16 protein-coding genes, 1 tRNA gene and 1 rRNA gene are annotated in these 20,646 nt (G+C 28.9%); 8 read left to right on the forward strand and 10 right to left on the reverse strand.

The features are described from left to right. The first annotated feature begins 124 nt into the window (after positions 1–124). Positions 125–1,486, forward strand: coding sequence for a phosphopyruvate hydratase (eno, locus tag ACJA23_RS00190; protein WP_406614174.1), 1,362 nt, complete (start codon positions 125–127; stop codon positions 1,484–1,486). Between the two features lie 55 nt (positions 1,487–1,541). Here the strand turns inward: eno and ACJA23_RS00195 are convergent, their stop codons facing one another. Beyond that, a complete protein-coding gene (locus ACJA23_RS00195) occupies positions 1,542–1,961 on the reverse strand; it encodes a hypothetical protein (protein WP_406614176.1) in 420 nt (139 codons plus the stop codon). 254 nt (positions 1,962–2,215) lie between these two features. Here ACJA23_RS00195 and lysS point away from each other — a divergent pair, with 254 nt between their 5' ends. Beyond that, positions 2,216–3,679: a lysine--tRNA ligase gene (gene lysS / locus ACJA23_RS00200; protein ID WP_406614178.1), complete on the forward strand. Its 1,464-nt coding sequence runs from the start codon at positions 2,216–2,218 to the stop codon at positions 3,677–3,679. A 24-nt stretch (positions 3,680–3,703) separates the two neighbouring features. Here the strand turns inward: lysS and rsmG are convergent, their stop codons facing one another. The 5 genes from rsmG to ACJA23_RS00225 form a co-directional block, all read right to left on the reverse strand. Continuing rightward, positions 3,704–4,390 (reverse strand): 16S rRNA (guanine(527)-N(7))-methyltransferase RsmG, encoded by a 687-nt coding sequence (gene rsmG / locus ACJA23_RS00205; RefSeq protein WP_406614180.1) that lies wholly within the window; start codon positions 4,388–4,390, stop codon positions 3,704–3,706. A gap of 48 nt (positions 4,391–4,438) precedes the next feature. After that, a complete protein-coding gene (locus tag ACJA23_RS00210; RefSeq protein ID WP_406614182.1) occupies positions 4,439–5,413 on the reverse strand; it encodes a ribose-phosphate pyrophosphokinase in 975 nt (324 codons plus the stop codon). A gap of 264 nt (positions 5,414–5,677) precedes the next feature. After that, positions 5,678–6,985 carry a ribosome biogenesis GTPase Der gene (der, locus tag ACJA23_RS00215; RefSeq protein WP_406614184.1) on the reverse strand — a complete coding sequence of 436 codons (1,308 nt, stop codon included), beginning with the start codon at positions 6,983–6,985 and terminating at the stop codon, positions 5,678–5,680. Next, the gene (cmk, locus tag ACJA23_RS00220; RefSeq protein WP_406614186.1) at positions 6,978–7,658 is read right to left on the reverse strand and encodes a (d)CMP kinase; all 681 of its coding nucleotides are present in this window, start codon (positions 7,656–7,658) and stop codon (positions 6,978–6,980) included. Before cmk ends, der begins: the two co-directional genes overlap by 8 nt. A gap of 42 nt (positions 7,659–7,700) precedes the next feature. Beyond that, positions 7,701–8,108, reverse strand: coding sequence for a hypothetical protein (locus tag ACJA23_RS00225; RefSeq protein WP_406614188.1), 408 nt, complete (start codon positions 8,106–8,108; stop codon positions 7,701–7,703). Positions 8,109–8,272: 164 nt separating this feature from the next. Between ACJA23_RS00225 and rrf the strand changes: the two genes are divergently transcribed. After that, positions 8,273–8,378: ribosomal RNA gene (gene rrf / locus ACJA23_RS00230) — 5S ribosomal RNA — on the forward strand. A gap of 144 nt (positions 8,379–8,522) precedes the next feature. On the opposite strand, the gene ACJA23_RS00235 is transcribed toward rrf, so the two are convergent. After that, positions 8,523–9,266 (reverse strand): phosphotransferase, encoded by a 744-nt coding sequence (locus tag ACJA23_RS00235; RefSeq protein ID WP_406614190.1) that lies wholly within the window; start codon positions 9,264–9,266, stop codon positions 8,523–8,525. Between the two features lie 87 nt (positions 9,267–9,353). On the opposite strand from ACJA23_RS00235, the gene ACJA23_RS00240 reads away from it, so the two are divergent. The 4 genes from ACJA23_RS00240 (at position 9,354) to ACJA23_RS00255 (ending at position 16,542) form a co-directional block, all read left to right on the forward strand. Next, positions 9,354–10,079, forward strand: coding sequence for a type III pantothenate kinase (locus ACJA23_RS00240; protein WP_406614192.1), 726 nt, complete (start codon positions 9,354–9,356; stop codon positions 10,077–10,079). Between the two features lie 52 nt (positions 10,080–10,131). Next, entirely contained in the window at positions 10,132–11,187 is a 1,056-nt protein-coding gene (locus ACJA23_RS00245) for a phosphatidate cytidylyltransferase (protein WP_406614194.1), read from the forward strand. Positions 11,188–11,200: 13 nt separating this feature from the next. After that, entirely contained in the window at positions 11,201–15,631 is a 4,431-nt protein-coding gene (locus ACJA23_RS00250; protein WP_406614196.1) for a PolC-type DNA polymerase III, read from the forward strand. Positions 15,632–15,729: 98 nt separating this feature from the next. After that, positions 15,730–16,542, forward strand: coding sequence for an HAD-IIB family hydrolase (locus tag ACJA23_RS00255; protein WP_406614198.1), 813 nt, complete (start codon positions 15,730–15,732; stop codon positions 16,540–16,542). 41 nt (positions 16,543–16,583) lie between these two features. Here ACJA23_RS00255 and ACJA23_RS00260 read toward each other — a convergent pair whose 3' ends face one another. Then, on the reverse strand, positions 16,584–17,711 hold the full coding sequence (locus tag ACJA23_RS00260) for a hypothetical protein (RefSeq protein ID WP_406614200.1): 1,128 nt from the start codon (positions 17,709–17,711) through the stop codon (positions 16,584–16,586). A gap of 104 nt (positions 17,712–17,815) precedes the next feature. Between ACJA23_RS00260 and ligA the strand changes: the two genes are divergently transcribed. Beyond that, positions 17,816–19,831: an NAD-dependent DNA ligase LigA gene (gene ligA / locus ACJA23_RS00265; RefSeq protein ID WP_406614202.1), complete on the forward strand. Its 2,016-nt coding sequence runs from the start codon at positions 17,816–17,818 to the stop codon at positions 19,829–19,831. A 64-nt stretch (positions 19,832–19,895) separates the two neighbouring features. Here the strand turns inward: ligA and ACJA23_RS00270 are convergent. After that, positions 19,896–19,971: transfer RNA gene (locus ACJA23_RS00270), tRNA-Thr, on the reverse strand. Between the two features lie 183 nt (positions 19,972–20,154). After that, entirely contained in the window at positions 20,155–20,487 is a 333-nt protein-coding gene (locus ACJA23_RS00275; protein ID WP_406614204.1) for a hypothetical protein, read from the reverse strand. Positions 20,488–20,646 lie beyond the last annotated feature (159 nt).

Consider the following 20,646-nt stretch of genomic DNA (forward strand, 5'->3'; position numbering starts at 1 on the left):
TTATTTAAAAATTATAAAAATAAGCCAAAAAACTGATGTTTTAGGCATCTAAAAGTGTTATAATTTTTTTAATAAATAAATTTTATAGTTTTAAACTATAAGAAACAATAAATGAGGAGACAATATGTCAGCAATTAAAAAAATTCACGCACGTGAAGTTTTAGACTCACGTGGTAACCCAACAGTTCAAGTTGAAGTTTGAACAGAATATGATGCATATGGATCAGCTATGGTTCCATCAGGAGCTTCTACAGGATCTCGTGAAGCTCTTGAATTAAGAGACAAAGGTACAGTTTACGAAGCTAACTGATTTGGTGGAAAAGGTGTTATGACAGCTGTTAATAACATTAACCAAGTTTTAGCTCCAGCTGTAGTTGGTTTAGAAGTAACAGAACAAAGAAGAATTGATATGTTAATGTGTGCTTTAGATGGTACAGCTAACAAAGAAAAATTAGGTGCTAACGCTATTTTAGGTGTTTCACTAGCTGTTGCTAGAGCTGCTGCAGATGAATTAAAATTACCATTATACAAATATTTAGGTGGATTTAACGCTCACCAATTACCAGTTCCTATGTTAAATGTTATTAATGGTGGTGAACACGCATCAAATACTATCGACTTCCAAGAATTTATGATTATGCCAGTTGGAGCTAAATCATTTAGAGAAGCTTTACAAATGGCTAACTTTGTATTCCATAACTTAGCTAAATTACTTAAAAAACATGGACACTCAACAGCTGTTGGTGATGAAGGTGGATTTGCTCCAAACTTTAAATCACATGAAGAAGCTTTAGACTTTTTAGTTGAAGCTATTAAAGCTGCTGGATATGTACCAGCTAAATCAGGTGCTAAAGCTGTTGCTATCGCTATGGACTGTGCTTCATCAGAATTATACGAAAATGGAGTTTACACATTTGGTAAACTAAAACGTGCTATTGAAGAAAAACGTCCAGGATTTGAAAACCTTGGAAAAGTAAAATTATCATTCACATCAGATGAAATGAGAGCTTACTTAAAATCATTAGTTGCTAAATACCCAATCATTTCAATCGAAGATGGTTTTGCAGAAGGTGACTGAGAAGGGTTCAAAAAATTCCAAGCTGAAATGGGAAGTGAACTACAAATCGTTGGTGATGACTTAACAGTTACAAACCCAGCTATCTTAAAACGTGCTATTGAAGAAAAAGCAATGAACTCAATTTTAATTAAAATTAACCAAATTGGTACATTAACAGAAACTTTTGACTCAATCCAAATGGCACAAAAAGCTAACATGACAGCAGTTGTATCACACCGTTCAGGTGAAACAGAAGATACAACAATCGCTGACATTGCTGTTGCAATGAATACAGGACAAATCAAAACTGGTTCAATGTCAAGAACAGACCGTATCGCAAAATACAACAGATTATTACAAATTTCTGAAGAACTTGGAGAAACTGCTGACTTTAAAGGTGCAGAAGCTTTCTGCAACATTACAAAATAAATTATTTGCATCATAAGTTAAATTAAAAATCACCAAATGTGGTGATTTTTCTTTTTTAGTTAAATTGAGTTAATTTATTTTCTAAAAAGTTAATTAAATTAACTACAGCTTGTTGTGATTCATTTTCTTGAATAACTGAGTTTGCATCTTTTCCAAATTGTTTTAGGTACTCATTAATTAATTCTTCACGGTATTCACTTACAATCTTAAATCAGTGGTCAGCACAGATGTCTTCAGAAAGTTTTTTATCAACAATATTTAGTTTGTTTCTGATACGTGCAAAATCTTTGTCTGAATAAAAAGTTAAATATTTTTCTTGCACTCTTTTTAAATCGTGCTTTGGTCTTGAACTAGAGAACAAAATAAAATGCATTGCATAAGTATTTTTTAGCTGAGGTAGTAAATAATCACCTTCTTGCTTTAATTGTTTCGCATTTCTAAGTAGTCTGCGATAGTTGTATTCTTTGAATGTCATTATAGCTCTCCTATACTATATTGGTGGGTTTATCGTACTTAATTATATAAGATTAATTTTATATTTATTGTATAATTTCAAATATGAAATTTAAGCAATTTTGTTTTAACAAAATAAAACAAAATATTAGTACTTTTTAAACTATATTTAAGATACTAATGGACTTAAAGTATGCACAAAGAAGTGTTTTTAGCTAAATTTAACTTAAAATAAGTAAGTTAAATTTAGATTATTGTAATAATCATTGGAGCATTATGGAAAAATTTACAGAACAAGAACTAGTTAGACGTTCAAAATTAGAGCAATATAAATCTATGGGTGTTGAAGGGTTTGCAAAAGCTACTGGATTAAGCGAAATTTTTTATTCAGATGAAGTTGCTAAAAAATATGAAGCATATTCAAAAGAAGAATTAGAAGAAAAAGAATTCAAAACTGCTGTAGCTGGAAGAATTATGACTATGCGTGGTCCGTTTATTTTGATTCAAGATTACCATGGTAGAATTCAAGTTTACTTTAACAAAAAAATGGATGAAAAATTAACTGAATTAGTTGATACTTTTGATATTGGAGACATTATTTATGTTGAAGGTGTTGCAATGAAAACTAATACAGGAGCTGTGACTGTTAAAGCTAAAAATATCAAGCTTTTAACCAAAGCACTTAAACCTTTACCTGATAAATACCACGGATTAGTAGATACTGAAGAAACTTATAGAAGAAGATATGTAGATTTAATCGTTAACGAAGAGTCTAAGCAAGTATTTAAAAATAGAACAAAAATTATTACTGAAATTCGTAGTTATTTTGATGAATTAGAATATATGGAAGTTGAAACACCATTTTTACATGATTATCTATCTGGTGCTTCAGCTCGTCCATTTAAAACACATCATAATGCTTTAGATCAAGAATTTGTATTAAGAATTGCAACTGAAATTCCGCTTAAAAAACTATTAGTTGGTGGAATTGATAGAGTTTATGAAATTGGTAGAATTTTCAGAAATGAAGGAATTGACACAACTCACAACCCTGAATTTACTTCAATTGAGTTTTATGAAGCATACACTGATTTAGAAGGTATGATGAATAGAACTGAAACCTTAATTAAGAGAATTGCGGCTAAATTAGGTAAAGAAAAAGTTCTTAATAAAGGTGTAGAAATTGATTTAACTAAACCATTTGCAAGAATAGACATGGTTGATGCTGTTTCAAAAGCTACAGGTTGTGATTTTAGAACAATTAGCTTTGAAAAAGCGGTTGAAGTTGCTCAAAAACACGGAATTAAAGTTCAAAAATTCTTCCAATTAGGTCACCTAATTAACGAATTATTTGAAGCTTTAATTGAACATACACTAATTCAACCTACTTTTGTTTATGGACACCCAATTGAAATTTCTCCTCTTACAGCTAAAGCCGAAGATCCTAGATTTACTGAAAGAGCAGAGTTATTTATTAATACAAAAGAGTATGCAAATATGTATACTGAGTTAAGTGACCCTATTGATCAGTTAGAAAGATTTAAATCTCAATTAGAAGAAAAAAACAATGGTAATGATGAAGCTAGCGATATCGATTGAGATTTTGTTGATGCTTTAGAATATGGAATGCCGCCAGCTGGTGGATGCGGTATCGGAATTGACCGTTTAACAATGTTAATGACTGAAAAAGATTCAATTAGAGATGTGTTATTATTCCCAACAATGAAAAGAAGAAAATAAAAACAAACTCAGTGCAAACTGAGTTTATTTTTTACCTTTTACTATGTCTTTTCAAGGATATGGGAATTCTTTAGGTGTTGATCTTAGTTTTTTAATGTGCACTATTTTATTATTTTTATCTGAATTTGGTACAACTAAATCTTCAACTTGAAACTCAATTTTTAGTTGTTTAGCTATATCGTTAGCTGCTGTAATTTCATCTTGAAAATTTTTACCTTTAATTAAGGACATATGTCCTTTTAGTTTTACTAAATGAAACGAAGACATTAACATAGCTCTTATATCAGCAACTGCTCGAGCTGTAACTATATCAAATAAGTTTTTTTCAAATTGTTCTTCTGAACGCATAGCGTAGACTGACACATAATTTTGTAGGTTAAGTTTTTCAATTACAATGTTTAAGAATTTAACTCTTTTTTGTAGTGGTTCATAAATTGTGATTTTGTTTTTAGGTTTTGTCAAAGCATAAGGGATTGAAGGAAAACCAGCACCAGCACCAATGTCTAAAATATCTATATTTTCAGCATTTTTGGTTATCTGGTTCATAAAAACTAATGATTCTAAAATCCCTTCACCTCATAATCGGTCATCTTTAAAACCTGTTAGGTTCATAACTTTATTGTATTTTTCGATTAAAGCTACATATTCAACAAATAAGTTAAAATCTCAATTATTTTCATGGCACATTTTTTGTACTATTTCTTTATTCATTAATAACTCCATAAGAAAAGCAAATGCGATTGCACTTGCTTATAAAGATTACATACTTCTAATTTCGTCTTTATAATCTTGATATACGTTTGTAATACTTCCGCCATTTAATGATGCGTTGATTACACGCCCTATAAATTCACCTAAATCAACAACTTGTAATTTACTAAATTTCGCAGCTAATTCACTATTATCAATACTGTTTGTAATAATAACTTTTTCAACATTTGGATTATCTTGGAACATTTCAAAGCCTTTAGTGAAAATTCCGTGAGTTGCTAAAACAATAACTTTTTTAGCTCCGTGTACTTTTAAAGCATCCACAGCTTTAAGAATTGTTCCACCAGTATCGATAATATCATCAATAATTACGGCATTATATCCTTCAATTTCTCCTAAAATACCATAAACTTCAGCTTGGTTTACACCTGTTCTTCTTTTGTCAATGATACAAATTTTAATTGTATCAGCAATTAATTCAGCTAATTTTCTAGCTCTAACAGTTCCACCGTGATCTGGAGAAACTACTGTGAATTTTTCACCTAGTTTTTTAAGTTCTTTAGCTAATGGGAACTGACCTCTTAAATCATCAACTGGAATATCGAAGAAACCTTGAATTGATGGGTTGTGTAAGTCAACGCAAATTACTCTTGAAGCACCAGCTGTTTGAAGTAAATCAGCAACCAATTTTGCTCCAATTGGTTGTCTTCCGCTTGCTTTACGGTCTTGACGAGCATATCCGTAGTAACTTAAACAAATGTTGATTGAACGAGCACTAGCTCTTTTTAAGGAGTCAATAAATAACAATAACTCCATAATGTTGTTGTTAACAGGTCGAGAGGTTGATGCAATAATATAAACATCTTTATCTCTAACTGTTGGTTCAGATACTAGCATTACTTCACCATCGGCATAAACAGTTCTTTCTACTTTTGATAAAGGAATTCCAGTAATTTCTGAAATTTTTGAGGCTAATTTTTCTGTATTATAAAGACCAAATAGCACTGTATCTTTTTTATTCATATTTGTAACTTCCTACTTAATTATTCTTACAAGTATATTTTACATTTTTTGTTTTATTTTTTACCTAATTCATCTTATTAAGGTAGATTTCTTGACCCAAAAAGGCTTAAAAATCAAGGTTTAAACAAAAAAGTTGTTTTATGAATAATTAACTTTATGAAAAGCTGTTTTTAGTTGTTTTTATGATAAATAATAGCACTAGTTATTCAACTTTTTAGCTATAAAAACTAATAGTTTAAGAAAAAAAATTCTCCAATAGGAGAATTAATCTAGACCATTTTTATTTTTGAATTGAAGTTTAAGTGGACAACCTCTAAAATCAAAGTTTTGTCTTAATTGGTTTTCTAAAAATCTTTCGTAAGAGAAGTGAAGGTATTTTTTATTGTTAACAAAAAATGTAAAAGTAGGAATTTTGTGTTGTTCTTGACGAACATAGTAAATATTTAATCTTCCACCATTATAAGGTTGTGCTGGTTGAATGATTTGAGTTTCAAGAAGTAAATTAGAAAGTAGTGAAGGTTTAATGTCTCTTTCTAAATTAGTTCTGACCATATTAATTGTTTCAAAAAGTTTATTTAATCTTTGATTAAATTTAACTGAAATAAAAACAAATGGTACTCAAGGTACAAAGTGAAATTTATTACGCATTCTTTTTTCAAATTGCGCCATAGTATTAGTTTCTTTTTCAACCAAATCTCATTTGTTAACTACTATAATAATAGGTTTTTCTTTTTCAAGTGCATATCCAATGATACGAGAATCAAAGTGACTAAATTCATCTTGTGTTGCATCAATCACAATCAAAGATAAATCTGCTTCTTCAAGTGAATTCATCGCACGCATCAAAGCATAATGATCAACACTTTCAATTAGTTTAGATTTTTTAGTAATACCTGCAGTATCAATAACATTGTACTCACGGCCATCAAGAGTAATGACTGATTTAACACTATCACGAGTTGTTCCAGCTATTTCTGAAACTATAGAACGCTCTTCTTTAGCTAAATTATTTAAAAGTGAACTTTTTCCAGCGTTTGGTTTACCAATAATAGCAAGGTTGAATAAATCTTGTTCTTGAGCATCCTCAAAATCTAAGTATCCTTCACATTTGTCTAAAACTTCACCAATTCCTTCTCCATGAAGTGCACTAACTGGATAAATATTTTCAACACCCAAAGCATATCAACCATAGTCAAATTGCTGATTATTTTCAAGTTTGTTTGCTACTGCAATAATTGGCTTGTTACTTTTACGAAGAATACTCATAATGTATAAATCGTCATTAGTGATTTCATTATGTCCATCGAATAAAAAGATAATTACATCTGCTTCATCGATAGCTATTTTAGTTTGGATTTGGATTTGTTCTTGAAAAGGTCTATTTTCAATTTCGATTCCACCAGTATCAATAATTTTCATTTCATGTCCAGCTCACTGGATTTTTTCGTATAAACGATCACGAGTAACTCCTGGTTCATCGTGTACAATAGAAACTTTTTTACCTATTAATCTATTAAAAAAAGTACTTTTACCAACATTAGGTTTACCAATAATGGCAATTGTATTACGCATTTAATCCCTCCAATTTTTTATTAACTAAATCTATAATTGCATCTATAACTTCATATTGTGTCATATGTGTACAGTCAATTAATTCTGAATCTTCAGTTTTATGAAGTGGGTCAATTTCACGGTTCATATCTTGTGCATCACGCTTTTTAACGTCATATAAAACTTCATCATAATTAGATTCAAAACCTAATTCTTTATTTTGCATTCATCTTCTTCTTGCTCTTTCTTCTGGTTCGGCTCATAAGAAAATTTTAACTTCAGCATGTGGCATTAATTTAAAAGTTGTGTCTCTTCCGTCAACGATAAATCCTTTTGATTTATTTGTCATATGTTGAATTAATTCGACAACAAAATCACGAACTTGCTGAATTTTCGCTATATTTGGTGTAATTTGTGAAATATAATCTTCACGAATGTTTTTAGAAATATCAGTTCCATTTAAGCATACGATATCATCAGCATGAAGTTCGATATTTGCAGTTGCTAATGAAGCGATAATTTCATCAATACTAGTGCTATCAATTTTATTTTCAATGACATTGTAAGCGATTGCACGATAAACGCTACCACTGTTAATAAATGTGTAGCCTAATTTTTCAGCTATTTTTTTAGCAACAGTTGATTTACCTGCACCACATGGACCATCGATGGCGATATTAACCTTCTTTTTCATATTTCCCTTTCTAAAAAATTTTATAAATAAAAAAGCAAAAGATTATAGCTCCACTTTTTTAACCACAATCTTAGTTGCTTTATTTGGGACAAAAATGTCCTCATCACTTCTAGTATCTTGTTCGATGAGTGAAATAAGAGTATTAGCGTCTGAAAAGTCAAAATGTAATTGGTTAGCAAAAGTTCCCTCTTTAGTAAGAAGAAAGTTGCAATAACTATTGTACTCACTAACAAGTGTTTTTAGGTCTAAATCCGGTTGTGTATTTTTTGATAATGTTAATCTAACAGGAATGGTTGGTATTTCAGTCCTAAAAGAAATATCGTGAGTGTCATTGGTTAAATTCTCTAGTCATTTCATGTCTTCTAGAAGTTGTTTATTTTCCATTTTGGCTAATAAACTCAACTTTTCTAGATAAGATCTTTTAACTTCAGAACCCTCTTTTTTATTCATATATTAATTTTAATATAAAACCATTTATTTTTAAACGCAAAAATCTCATTTTATAGTTAGGTAGTAATTTGGATATAAAACCCACAATTTATATCGGATGTTAAAAATAACTAAAAAAAATTAAAAAAATATTTTGTTTAAAAAATTTTTTGTATATACTAATTACAAGTGGTTATAGCAAAGAGGTACACCTGATCCCATTCCGAACTCAGTAGTTAAGCTTTTTAGTGCCGACGATAGCCGAAAGGTGAAAATAGGGAGCTGCTTTTTTTATTTTAAATTTTAAAAAAAGCAATAAAAAAAATGTCTTGATAACAAGACATATATGCTCCCTAAATTTGAACTTTAGATTTCATAAATATTATTTTATGGTTTATTTAACTCTAAAAATAATCCATAAATTGGGTTGTATCACTAGTTTCTAAATAACTTGTTTTCTTTTTTGTATTGATACAATTCAACAGTTTTTTCAAGTGCTACATATAAAGGAGAATCGTCAAAAGGTTTTACATCTTGTGAGTTGCATCATAAAATGGTGATGTAATAAACTAAAATTTTTTGTTGAATTAAGTATTCTTCTCAATAGCTATCGTATTGATCTAAAAATATTTTTTCTTGCTCTTCATTTAAATATGCACCACAAATAAAGTAAGCTAAATCAAAGTGTTTATCACCCATTGTCGCGTATTCTCAGTCAATAAAAAATACTTTACCATCTTTAGCTTGTAAAACATTAGCTATATATAGGTCGTTGTGACATGGACGATTATTTTCGCTATTTTTTAAAATACTATTAATACGCTTGAAATATTTATCAACAACTGGAATTTTAATATTTCTTTCAGCTAAAATTCTTCTATATTCTTTAACTCTAGCTGCAATATTTGTTTTAGGAAATTCTAGTTTTGAATCATGAAGTTTTTTGAAATTATCAGCTATAGTTTTTAGTGTTTGTTCATCTAAAACTAAATCTTTAGTTTCAATTCACTCTCATTCGATATTTTCTTGATTATCGTTTAATAGTTTAGGTACAAATTCTAGTTTTGAAAGAATTTTATAGTCAATTTTGTGATTGAATTTGTTTATTACTTTAGTTTGAAAAAAAGAATTTTCTTTTTTGTACGATAAATTAGTAAATCCAATTTTTATTCTCTCCATTTTCACTCCTCGATGCAAATATTTAATATAATAATTTTACAAAATTACGAGTTTATTTTAAACAAAAAGGCTCTTTTTAGGTTTATTATGAGTGCAAAATATTTAGTTTTAGATATAGGTAATACAAATTTAGATTTAGTAGTGTTTAATGAAAATTATAAGTTTTTAAAGTCAATCAAAGTAAGTATCAAAAGCCTGAATTTACTATACTTTAAGTCAATAATTAAAAAAATGAAGGTTTCAGATAACACCGAAATAATTATAGGTTCAGTGAGCAAAAGAAATTATAAAAAAGTAAGTTATTTTTTAAGTAAATTAAGTAACAAAATAACTGTCTTAAATCATAATAATTTCCCAAAATCACTTGTGGTTAGCGACATAGATTTTAACATTGTAGGACTTGATATTTTAGGAGCAACTTTAGTACTTAAATTTGTAAATATTGATACTAATTTTATTTTGATGGCTGGAACTGCTAATGTTATCTTAAAACTAGAAAATAAATCTTTAACAGGTGCTTTGATTTTACCTGGGTATAATCAAAATTATGCACAACTAAAACAAAAAACAAAATTATCATTTAATTTACCAAATAACCCATTAATTCATTGTTTTGGTCAAAATACGCAAGAAGCTATTGATTGCGGATTTGCATATTTTAATTCAAATATAATAGAAAAATTAAGCCAAAATTATAATTTAAAAAACAAAATAATAATTACTGGTGGAAACGCCACTAAGTATATAAACCAAAAAGCTGATAAAATCAGCAATTTAGTTGCTTTTGGATATCTAAAAGCTTATTTAGGTTAAAATAACTATGTTATTTTAATACTTAATTTTAGGAGTTTGATATCATTAAGTTATGAAAAATTTTTGAGAAAAAATAAAGCAAAATACTCTAGTTTATGGTCGCGTTATTCCGGCTATTTTAATGCTAGTTGTTTTTGTGAGTTTTATTAGCATAGGTAGATTATCGTTTACATATATTTTTGATAATACTGCTGTTTTTTGAGTAACAAGAATTATTACCTTTTTAATGTTTTTAGCTATAGCAAGTTGAGGTTTTCTTGAGTTAACTAGAGCTTTTTTGGATAAGCATCCAGTTTATTCGGTACTAATATTAATTTTATTAGTTTGTTTATTTGTAAATAAAAACTTTTCAACTTTAGTATTTGATAATAATGTGGATAATTCTAAATTTATTACTGGATTTACTAATGTAAAAGTTTTTGTAACTGATTATACAGTCTATTTAGGGGCTTTTATCAGCACAGTTTTATTTGTATTACTTAGAACATTTAGTGCACAAAATTTGAGCAAAAAATATTTATTTTACAAAGCTATTTACTTTTTCATCGCAAGTTTAATCTTATTGATTTTTTATCGTGGTTTTATTTATCTCTTAATCGTAGATAAAATAGGAATCCAGTATTTAATTTTATTTTTATTAATAGCTACAGGACACGATATTGGTGGATTTTTTGGTGGAAAATATTTAGGACACAAATTTATTAAATCCAAATTAGCACCAACAATTAGTCCTAAAAAAACTTGAGAAGGTGCACTTGTGGGTGTTGGAGTCGCGATTGTAATCGCTATATCATTTGCTGCGACTTGAAATGTAATTGATCCTTATCCTTGAAACTTTTTTAACTTACTAACAGAGGATATTGTATTTATTGACTTAATTAACAATTCACAAAGCACATCGGTTTCCTATAAAGTTATTACTGCTTTTTTCCTAATTTTTGCTCCAATATTTGCTTTACTTGGTGATTTGTTTTTCTCACTAATTAAGCGTGTTTGTGATATTAAAGATTTTTCAAATATTTTTAGAGATCATGGTGGTTTATTAGACCGTTTTGACAGTATTGCCACTGTTGCAACACTTTGATTCTTATTTAGCTATGGTTTATAAATAAGGGGGTTTTATGGGTTTTATTAAAGATGATGCATTAAGAAAGTTATTAATTCATTTGGAATTAGATCAACAAGTTGGTTATGAAGATGCCTTCATCAAACCTGGATTTAGATATATACCTAAAGAAAACGGAAATACACTACAGTTTACTGTAGTTTTTCCAATGCTTCCAAATCCATTTTGTATCTACAAATTAATTAAAAAACTAAAATCATTAAACCAAACCGGAAAAACCTCTTTTAGCTATGATTTTAGCATTGAAATTCAAAATTATATTGTTGGAAATACAGAGTTTAGAACGTTTTTATTTGAATATATCAACTTAAATCAAGACCAATTTCCTTTAATGCATAAGTTAGCTGAACAAAACACATTTAAATTTCAAAGACTTTCACACAGTTATGTTTTATCTGTTTCAAAAGAATTAGTTGATGATAAAAACTTAAATGATGAAGTCAATAAATTTAAAAATGAGATTTTTCACCTTGGTGTGGATGGTTTTTTAGTTTTATTAAGTGAAAAAACTAATGCCGATCCAGTTAGTTTTTTATCAAGTGAAGAACTAGAAAAACATGCGGCTAAACAAGTTAGTTTAGAAGAAAGAAATAATAACTCTGCAAACATAACACCAAGCAATAAATTAAGTACTACAAAACCAAATTTTGTATATCGTAAAACTACAACAGGTTACCAATCTTGAACAATTTCAGAATTATTAAAACAAGATACAAATATCATCAAAAATGTTGTTGTTAAGGCTTTAATTTTCAAAAATGAATTAGTAAAACACCCTAAAGGTACATTTTTCAAATACAGTGTCACTGATATGAATGAGGCGATGGAAGTTTCTGATACTTGATGAAATAATGTTGTTAAAAAACATAAAAAAGAACTTATACCTAAAAATACTTGAGTAGAAATTTATGGTGATTTTCACTACAGTATGGCTTCTAAAAATAGTAACACAATGACAAAAAGGCTTGAAGTTACTGAGATAGTAGTTTTAGGTACAGATGAACAAAAGATAACAGATGATGCGCCTAAAAAACGTGTTGAGTTAAATGCTAAATCAAAAATGAACACTCAAGATAGTCTAATGACTGCAACTGAAATTGTTAATGCGGCGAAAGAATTAGGACATAAAGCTGTTGCTATTTTAGATTCAAATAGTGTTCAATCATTCCCTGAACTTGAAGCAGCTGCTAAAAAAGCTGGTATTAAACCTATTTATGGTGCGGCATTTGATTTTACTGAGCAAAATAATAATGCAATTTTAAATCCTAATTTTACTGATGCAAATTTAAGTGATTTGGAAATTATTGCATTCGATATTGAAACTACTAGCCTTTCACCCCACTCTGGTGATATTATCGAATTTGGTGCCACTGTAGTTAAAAACAATACTATCGAAAGCAGTCATCAATTTTTTATTAAGTGTGGTAAAAAACTTTCTAATTACACAATTGAACTAACTAATATTGATGACAATATGTTAGAAAAAGAAGGTCTAAGTAAACTTGAAGGACTCAAAAAAATCCATTCAATTTTAAATGGAAAAGTTGTAATAGCTCACAACGCGGAGTTCGATATTAACTTTATAATCCAAAAACTTTCTGAAGTTGGTTTAGAGCTGGAAAATACCGTTTGCATCGATTCTCTGATGGTTTCGCATTTAAATTTCCCTGAAAAAGCAAAACATAGATTAGGTTCGTTTTGTTCATATGTGGATGTTGAATATGATGAAACTAAAGCCCATAGAGCTGATTACGATGCTGAAGTTTTAGCTAGAGCATGAATGGCTGTAGTGGGAAAAATGAAAAATGAAGGAATTATAACCTTAAACGATTTATACAACTGAAGTTTTCCTAAATTCTACAACCACCGTAGAACAAATCAAGTTTCAGTTATTGTAAAAAACCAAGCTGGACTAAAACAATTATTTAACCTAATTTCATTTGCTTTAGCTGACAGGCTAGTCGACGAAGGAATCGCTAAAGGTCCAAAAATTTATTTAAGCGATATTCCTCGAGATGGAAATTTACTCGTTTCTTCTGGTGGATTACGTGGTAAATTGATTAAAACTATGTTATATAGTTGTGATGAAAGACTAGAAAAAGAAATTCAAGATTACGACTATATCGAAATCCCTAGACTTGAAGCTTTTGTCAACTTTGTGGGTTCTGATGATTTTACCTCTGAACAAATTAAAGCGAGAATTAAAAAACTAATTGAATTAGCTGAAAAATACGGTAAAAAAGTTGTTGCAATTGGTGATGTAAGACATAAAGTTTCAGAAGATAGCATTTTTTACAAAATGCTAGTTTATGCTAAAGGTGTTGATAGCATTAGACACTTTTTATATGATGGAAGAAAAGCTGCTGCAAAAACACTAAACATTCCAGATTTATTTTATCCAAACACTGAACAAATGCTTGATTCATTTAGTTGATTAAATAATGAACAATTGGTAGAAGATATTGTTATAAATAACACCAATTATATTGCTGATTTGATTGATGATAATATTCAAGTAATTAAAAAAGACTTATACACACCTGTTTTTGATAATTCTAAACAAAAACTTGTTGATTTAGTTTATCAAACAGCAAAACAAACATACGGAGAAAATCTACCTAAAGAGATACAAAAAAGAATAGAAGCTGAATTAGTTCCAATTGTTAATAACGGTTTTGATGTTGTTTACTGAATTGCTCACAAATTGGTCAAAATGAGTAATGATGCCGGCTTTATTGTTGGAAGTCGTGGTTCAGTTGGTTCATCGTTTGTTGCAACTATGTCAGGAATTACAGAGGTTAACCCACTTTCGCCACACTACTACTGTCCTAACTGTAAATCGATTGAATTTATCGAAAATCATGAAGTTACTACAGGATATGATTTACCTGATAAATATTGTGATAAATGTCAAACTAAATTAATTGGTGATGGACATGATATTTCTTTTGCTACTTTCCTTGGTTTTAATGCAGAAAAAGTTCCTGATATTGATTTAAACTTTTCTGGTATTTTCCAAGATAAAGTTCATGATGAAGTTAAAAGATTATTTGGTGATAATCACACAATTAGAGCTGGAACAATTTCTACCATAAAAGATAAATCTGGCGCTAATTTAGTTTTTGGTAACTCCAAAGATCATGGGTGAGGTTTTAGTAACTTATTTTGTGATTTTTTAGGAAGTAAACTAGAAGGTGTTAAAAAGACAACAGGTAAACACCCTGGTGGTATTTTAGTTATTCCAAAAGAATATGACACTGAAGACTTTACTCCAACAAACTACCCTGCTAATAAAAAAGATGAATGAAAAACTTCACATATTGAGTACAACTATATTCACGATAATGTCTTAAAATTAGATATTTTAGGTCACGTTGATCCAACGGCTGTAACAATGCTTCAAAGATTAACTGGAATTGATGTTAAAAAAGATATTAGTACTAATGATAAAAAAGTTTTAAGCATTTTCACTTCAACGGATGTATTTGGAATCACTTCGGATCAAATAGGTGGTGAAAAGACTGGTGCTTTAGGTTTACCTGAATTTGGAACTGATTTTGTTAGAGGTATGCTTTCAGAAGCTAAACCAAAAACTTTTGCGGATTTAATTTCACTTGCTGGTTTATCACATGGTGAAGAAGTGTGAAATAACAATGCACAAATATTAGTTATGGAACAAGGCAAACAACTAAAAGATGTTATTTGTTGTCGTGATGATATTATGAATCAGCTTATTAGCCAAGGAGTTGATGATTCAGAAGCCTTTAAAATAATGGAATCAGTTAGAAAAGGTAAAGGAATTACTGAAACTCAAGAAAATATGCTGCGTGAAAAAGGTGTAGAAGACTGATATATCGAAAGTATGAAAAAGATAAAATATCTTTTCCCTAAAGCACATGCTACAGCTTATGTAATTATGGCTTGAAGAATTGCTTGATTTAAAGTGTACAAACCACTTGAATATTACGCCACATTCTTTACACATCGTGTTGATCAGTTTGACATTGAAACAATGAAAGATGATATTGGTGCTCAAAAAATTAACAATAAGCTTGAAGAAATTAGAGCTTTACCAATGAAAGAAAGAAACAACGCAGTAAACAAAGAGTTAACAACAACTTTAACAATAGCTCGTGAGTTATATGCTAGAGGATTTAAAATTTCTAATATTGATATCAATAAATCTTTAGCAACAGAATGATTAGTTGATTATAAAAATAACTCCTTAATACCGCCATTTAATGCAATTTCTGGTCTTGGTGAAGCGGTTGCTCAAAAAATAGTTTCTGAGCGTGACATTAGAGAGTACACATCGGTAGAAGATTTTCAAAAACGTTCAAAAGTTAACAAAAAACAATACGATAGCATTAAAGAACTTAAAGCTCTAGATGGTTTTAAAGCAACTGATCAAATAACCTTATTCTAAACGCAACACAGTTGCGTTTTTTATACTAAAAGCACTATATATTGATACTTTTAGACTGATATAGATAAATTTTAGTCGCTCTTTGCTATAATTGATATATGAATAAACCTAAAATTATATTTATTGACCTTGATGGTACAGCTTTAGATGGACCAAGTGAAAAATGATTTAATAAAAGACCTACTGAAATGACAAAAAAAGTAGTTAGTGAGCTAAATAAAACTATTCCAGTTGTTGTTTCTACTGGAAGAGGTGTGAATCCTAGAACCGAAGATATTGTAAGAAGTTTAGGGCTAACATCATATATAGCTTGAAATGGGGCGAGAACGGTTATTGATTTTGATATTGCTGATACTCAAACAATTACTGAAGAAGTTGCACAAGAATTGTTTGAAGAAATTGCAGCTAATAATTGTTTTGTAGTGTTTAACAGCAACCCACTTGAACAAGCGTTTGTTAGAAATAGATTTTATAAAATGGTGATGAGTTTTGGTAAAGCTACTGCTAGACTTTATAAAGATTATAAAAATGATTTTCCTATTTATAAAGCTTTAATTTGATCAGTTTCTAAACGTAAAATTAGAAAACTAGCTCAAGCTTGACAAGAAAAATTTGCTGGCAAACTAGAAGTGTCTCTCAGTGGATCTTCAAACTCAATCATTGAAATTACTAAGGCAAATGTTTCTAAAGGTGATGCTGAAGTAGCTTATTGTGAGCGTTTAGGAATTGACCCTAAAGATGCTATTCATATCGGTGATTCAATGAATGATTCATCTGTTAAAGGCAAAGTTGGAAAACTTGTTGCTATGAAAGATTCAGTTGATGAATTATTAGAAATAGCTGATGAAGTTACTGAATTTACCTGCAATGAAGGTGGAATGGCTAAATACTTAAAGAAATTTATGCAATAATAAAAAACAATCAAGTATCTTGCTTGATTGTTTTTTAATGCTTAAATATAAGGCTTAATGTTTTCAAAATAATCTGGATGATTTTCTTTTAAGTAGGCTATTCCAACTAATCTTAAAGTTACTATTTCTGAAATTTTACGAGCATCAATTTGACTTAACTCTGTTTTAGTAATTTGAGACATTTTAACGCTTTCATTAGCTATATCTTCTTCAGTTGGTAAAGCGTTATATTTTAGTTGTAAAGCTCTGAAAGTAACAAAGTTATATAGATATTGTTCAACTAATTCTTTATTTTTATTTAAGTTGCTTTCACGATGCAATTCGCTTTCAACTACAGCTTCAGGCAATTTGATATTTTGATTTTGTTTAACAAACTCAGTAATTAATTTTTGACCAACAGCAAAAATCAAATCACTTACTATACCAGATCTAGCACCTGATTTTACATATTCTATTGCATCTTCATAAGTTTGCATTTTAGCTTTTTCATCAGCTGAATAGTCTAGTAAATGGAAGTTATCAGGAGTGATTTCCATTCTTTTTTCGTATCCAATGTGCTCAACTGTAACTTTTATTGGGTCAGCTTGAGCATTTGGATGTTCAACCATTTTAGATTCACCAAGTTTCATATTTTTTAAAGTTGAAATTAAAACATTATCAGCATTTTCAACAAATACCACTTGTTTTCTAACTTCCATTCCTGATTTATCAGTAAATAAAACTTGAACTACATCATTAGCTTCAACGGTATTATTTTCTTTATCCAATAAAAATGGATAGTCTTTGGTAAATTCTTTAACAAAAACATTTACATTTTCATCAAAATCTTGCAATGGTTGTAGTTCTAAATCGACTTTTAAGTTTCAATTGAAAACATTGATATCTTCAATTTCATATCTATCAATTTCTACTTCTAAATTATCAATTGTGTTATTAACTTTTTGAACAATTGGCATTAATACTAATTTTTTATCTTTGAATTGGTTTGCGAACATTTGTTCTAATGTTCTACCAATTCAAAATTTTGAACTTTCAAGTAAAATTAAATCATTTTTAATTGGTTTTTTAGTTGCTGGATTTTTTTCTAAAAAATCAATTATTTCTTTTTGAATGTTTAATCATTCAATTTCACTACATTTTAATGTGTCACTTATTTTTTTAAATTCCATACAAACCTTTCGATATCTAATATTTATTTTACAAGTATTTAGAAAATAACTGCGAAATGAGTTGATTTTTTAAAGCTAAAAATAAAATTATTTATAATTTTATTATGAGTATTAATTTACAGCAAATTAAAGCAAAAATGGATGATTTAGTAGCCAAAATCACTCAGTGAAACAAAGAGTATTTTGAAGATAATCATCCAAGTGTACCTGATGTTGTTTATGACCAATTTTACAAGGAATTAGAAAAATTAGAGCGTGAATATCCTGAATTTAAAGTGGAAAATTCACCTACTAATTTAGTTGGTGGTAAACCAAATGGCAATTTTGTTAAACACATTCATGATAAACCAATGATGTCTTTAGCAAAAGCGTACACATTAGAAGAAGTTCAAAAATTTATTAATGACACCGAGAAAAAATTAGAAGGAAAAAATCTTTCATATAGTTTAGAGCCTAAAATTGATGGTCTTTCAATTGCTTTACACTACAATAATGGTCAATTAACTCAAGCTGTAACTCGTGGAGATGGGGTTGAAGGTGAGATTGTAACTAAAAATATTATGCAAATACAATCTATTCCACAAGTTATATCGTTTAAAGAAAAAATTGAGATTCGTGGTGAAGTTTATATGTCAAAAGATACCTTCCACAAGTTAAATAAGGAATTTGAAGCTGAAGGTAAAAAATTATTCGCTAACCCAAGAAACGCAGCAAGTGGGACTTTAAGACAAATTAATCCTAAAATAGTAAAACAAAGAAATTTAGATGCAATTTTATACGATATAGTAGATGCATCAGACTATGGATTTAAATCACAAGAAGAATCACTAAAATGACTAAAAAACCAAGGTTTTAACATTAATAAATATGAATTTATTAGTTCTGATTTACAGGAAATTTTCGAAGAAATCGAAAATTTTGGTGATCGAATCACTACCTTTGATTACGAGTGTGACGGATTCGTTATTAAACTTAACAATATAGAATACTGAGACGAATTAGGTAAAACTGCAAAATTTCCTAAATACGCTATTGCATTTAAATATGAAACTTTAGAAGCTATTACAGATGTAGTTGGTGTTAGTTCTTTTGTTGGAAGAACAGGAAAAATAAGTTATGTTGCTAATTTAAAACCAGTTGAATTAAAACAAACGATAGTCAAAGCTGCGACACTTCATAATTATAGTTTTATGGAAGAACTCAATATTAATATTGGCGATAAAGTTAAAATAATAAAAAGTGGTGAAATTATTCCGAAAATTATCGAATTAGTTGAAAAAAAATCAATTGGTGTTTTTCCAAAGGTATTAAATTGTCCAAGTTGTAATAGTGTTTTAAAAGAATATGAAGGCATCGTTGATCAATTTTGTGTAAATAAAAATTGTGTTGAAAAGAAAATAAGAACCTTAAGTCATTTTGCTTCTCGAGGTGCTTTGAATATCGTAAAACTTGGGGAAACCTATGTGGATATTTTTTATAAAAATGGGTATTTAACAGACTTTGTTTCAATCTTTAAGTTGAAAGATTGAAGAGAAAAGATATTAGAAGATAGTAGTAACAAAGAAATAACAACGATTAGAGGATTCAAAGATAAAAAAATAGATGGTATTTTAGAAAGTATAGAGCAAGCTAGAAAATATGTTAAGCTTCACAAAGTATTTTTTGGTTTAGGAATTAAATACATTGGTTCACAAGTTGCTTATTTAATTTGCCAAAGTATTGAAAAATTAGGTGATTTAGTTACAATGGATTTAAATTTATTACAAAATACTGATACCATTGGACCTAAAGTTGTTGAATCATTAAAAGAATTTATGTCAGATGAACATAATATCCAGCAAATTTTAGAGTTAGATCAAATTTTAACTTATGAGAAAAAGGCTAACAAGTCAGATAAATTAGCAGGATTAACCTTTGCTATTACAGGTAAATTATCTCTGCCGAGAGATAAAATGGTTGAAATCATTCAACTTGCTGGTGGTAATTTTGCTTCAAGTATAACTTCAAGTGTTAATTACTTAATTTCTAATAGTGAAGGAAGTTCTAAATTGGATAATGCTGCTAAAAAAGGTATAAAAATCATTTCCGAAGCAGAATTAAACAAAATGCTAAATGAGTAGAATTAAAAAATTCAAGCGTACAACTTGAATTTTTTTAATTATTGATGAATGTTTATAATCCACATGGTGCCGACAACTGGATTTGAACCAGCGACCTTTTCCTTACCATGGAAGTGCTCTACCTGCTGAGCTATGACGGCTTATTTATTAGTGTTTAGTTATTTAATTATATACTATTTTATTTTAATTAAGAATAAAAATGGAGTAAGTTTCAACTGTTTATAAGTGGATAAATATGTGTATAAATATAAGTGTCTATTTTATCATTATTAAAAAATTCATTTTGATAAACAAAATGAATTTTAAACATCTAATTAAGCTGACTAATTATTATATCTTTGTCCGATAAATTGCATTTTATCGTATTTTCCATTGCTTACAGCACCCATAATAGCTGCAATTAAAAGAAATAGACCAAAAAATAATCCAATAATGCTTAAAGTAAGTACTGCACCTCTAGCTCTTGATATTAATACAATATGCATTGTTAACTGCGCAATGAAACTTGCGATGAAAAAAGCAAGCGAAGCATAAATTATTGCTTGAACTGCTGTCTGTAATTCATCTTTATGACCGTTTAAAATAGTTTTTAACTCTTCACGATATTTTATAGCTACAATTACTAATGCTATTAAAAATATTAAGCTTACAAGCATATTAACTAGGAGTTTAATAGATATTGATTTGACCGGAGTACGCACCTTCATATTTTCATAATCTTTTTTTACTGGTTTTTATACTATAAAAGTATTTTTAATACTAAATTTATATTAAAACATTATATTTTGAAAATGTAGTTTATATATTTTTATTTC

The sequence above is a fragment of the Mycoplasma corogypsi genome (assembly GCF_045276875.1).
GTDB classification, from domain to species: domain Bacteria; phylum Bacillota_I; class Bacilli_A; order Mycoplasmatales; family Metamycoplasmataceae; genus Mycoplasmopsis; species Mycoplasmopsis corogypsi.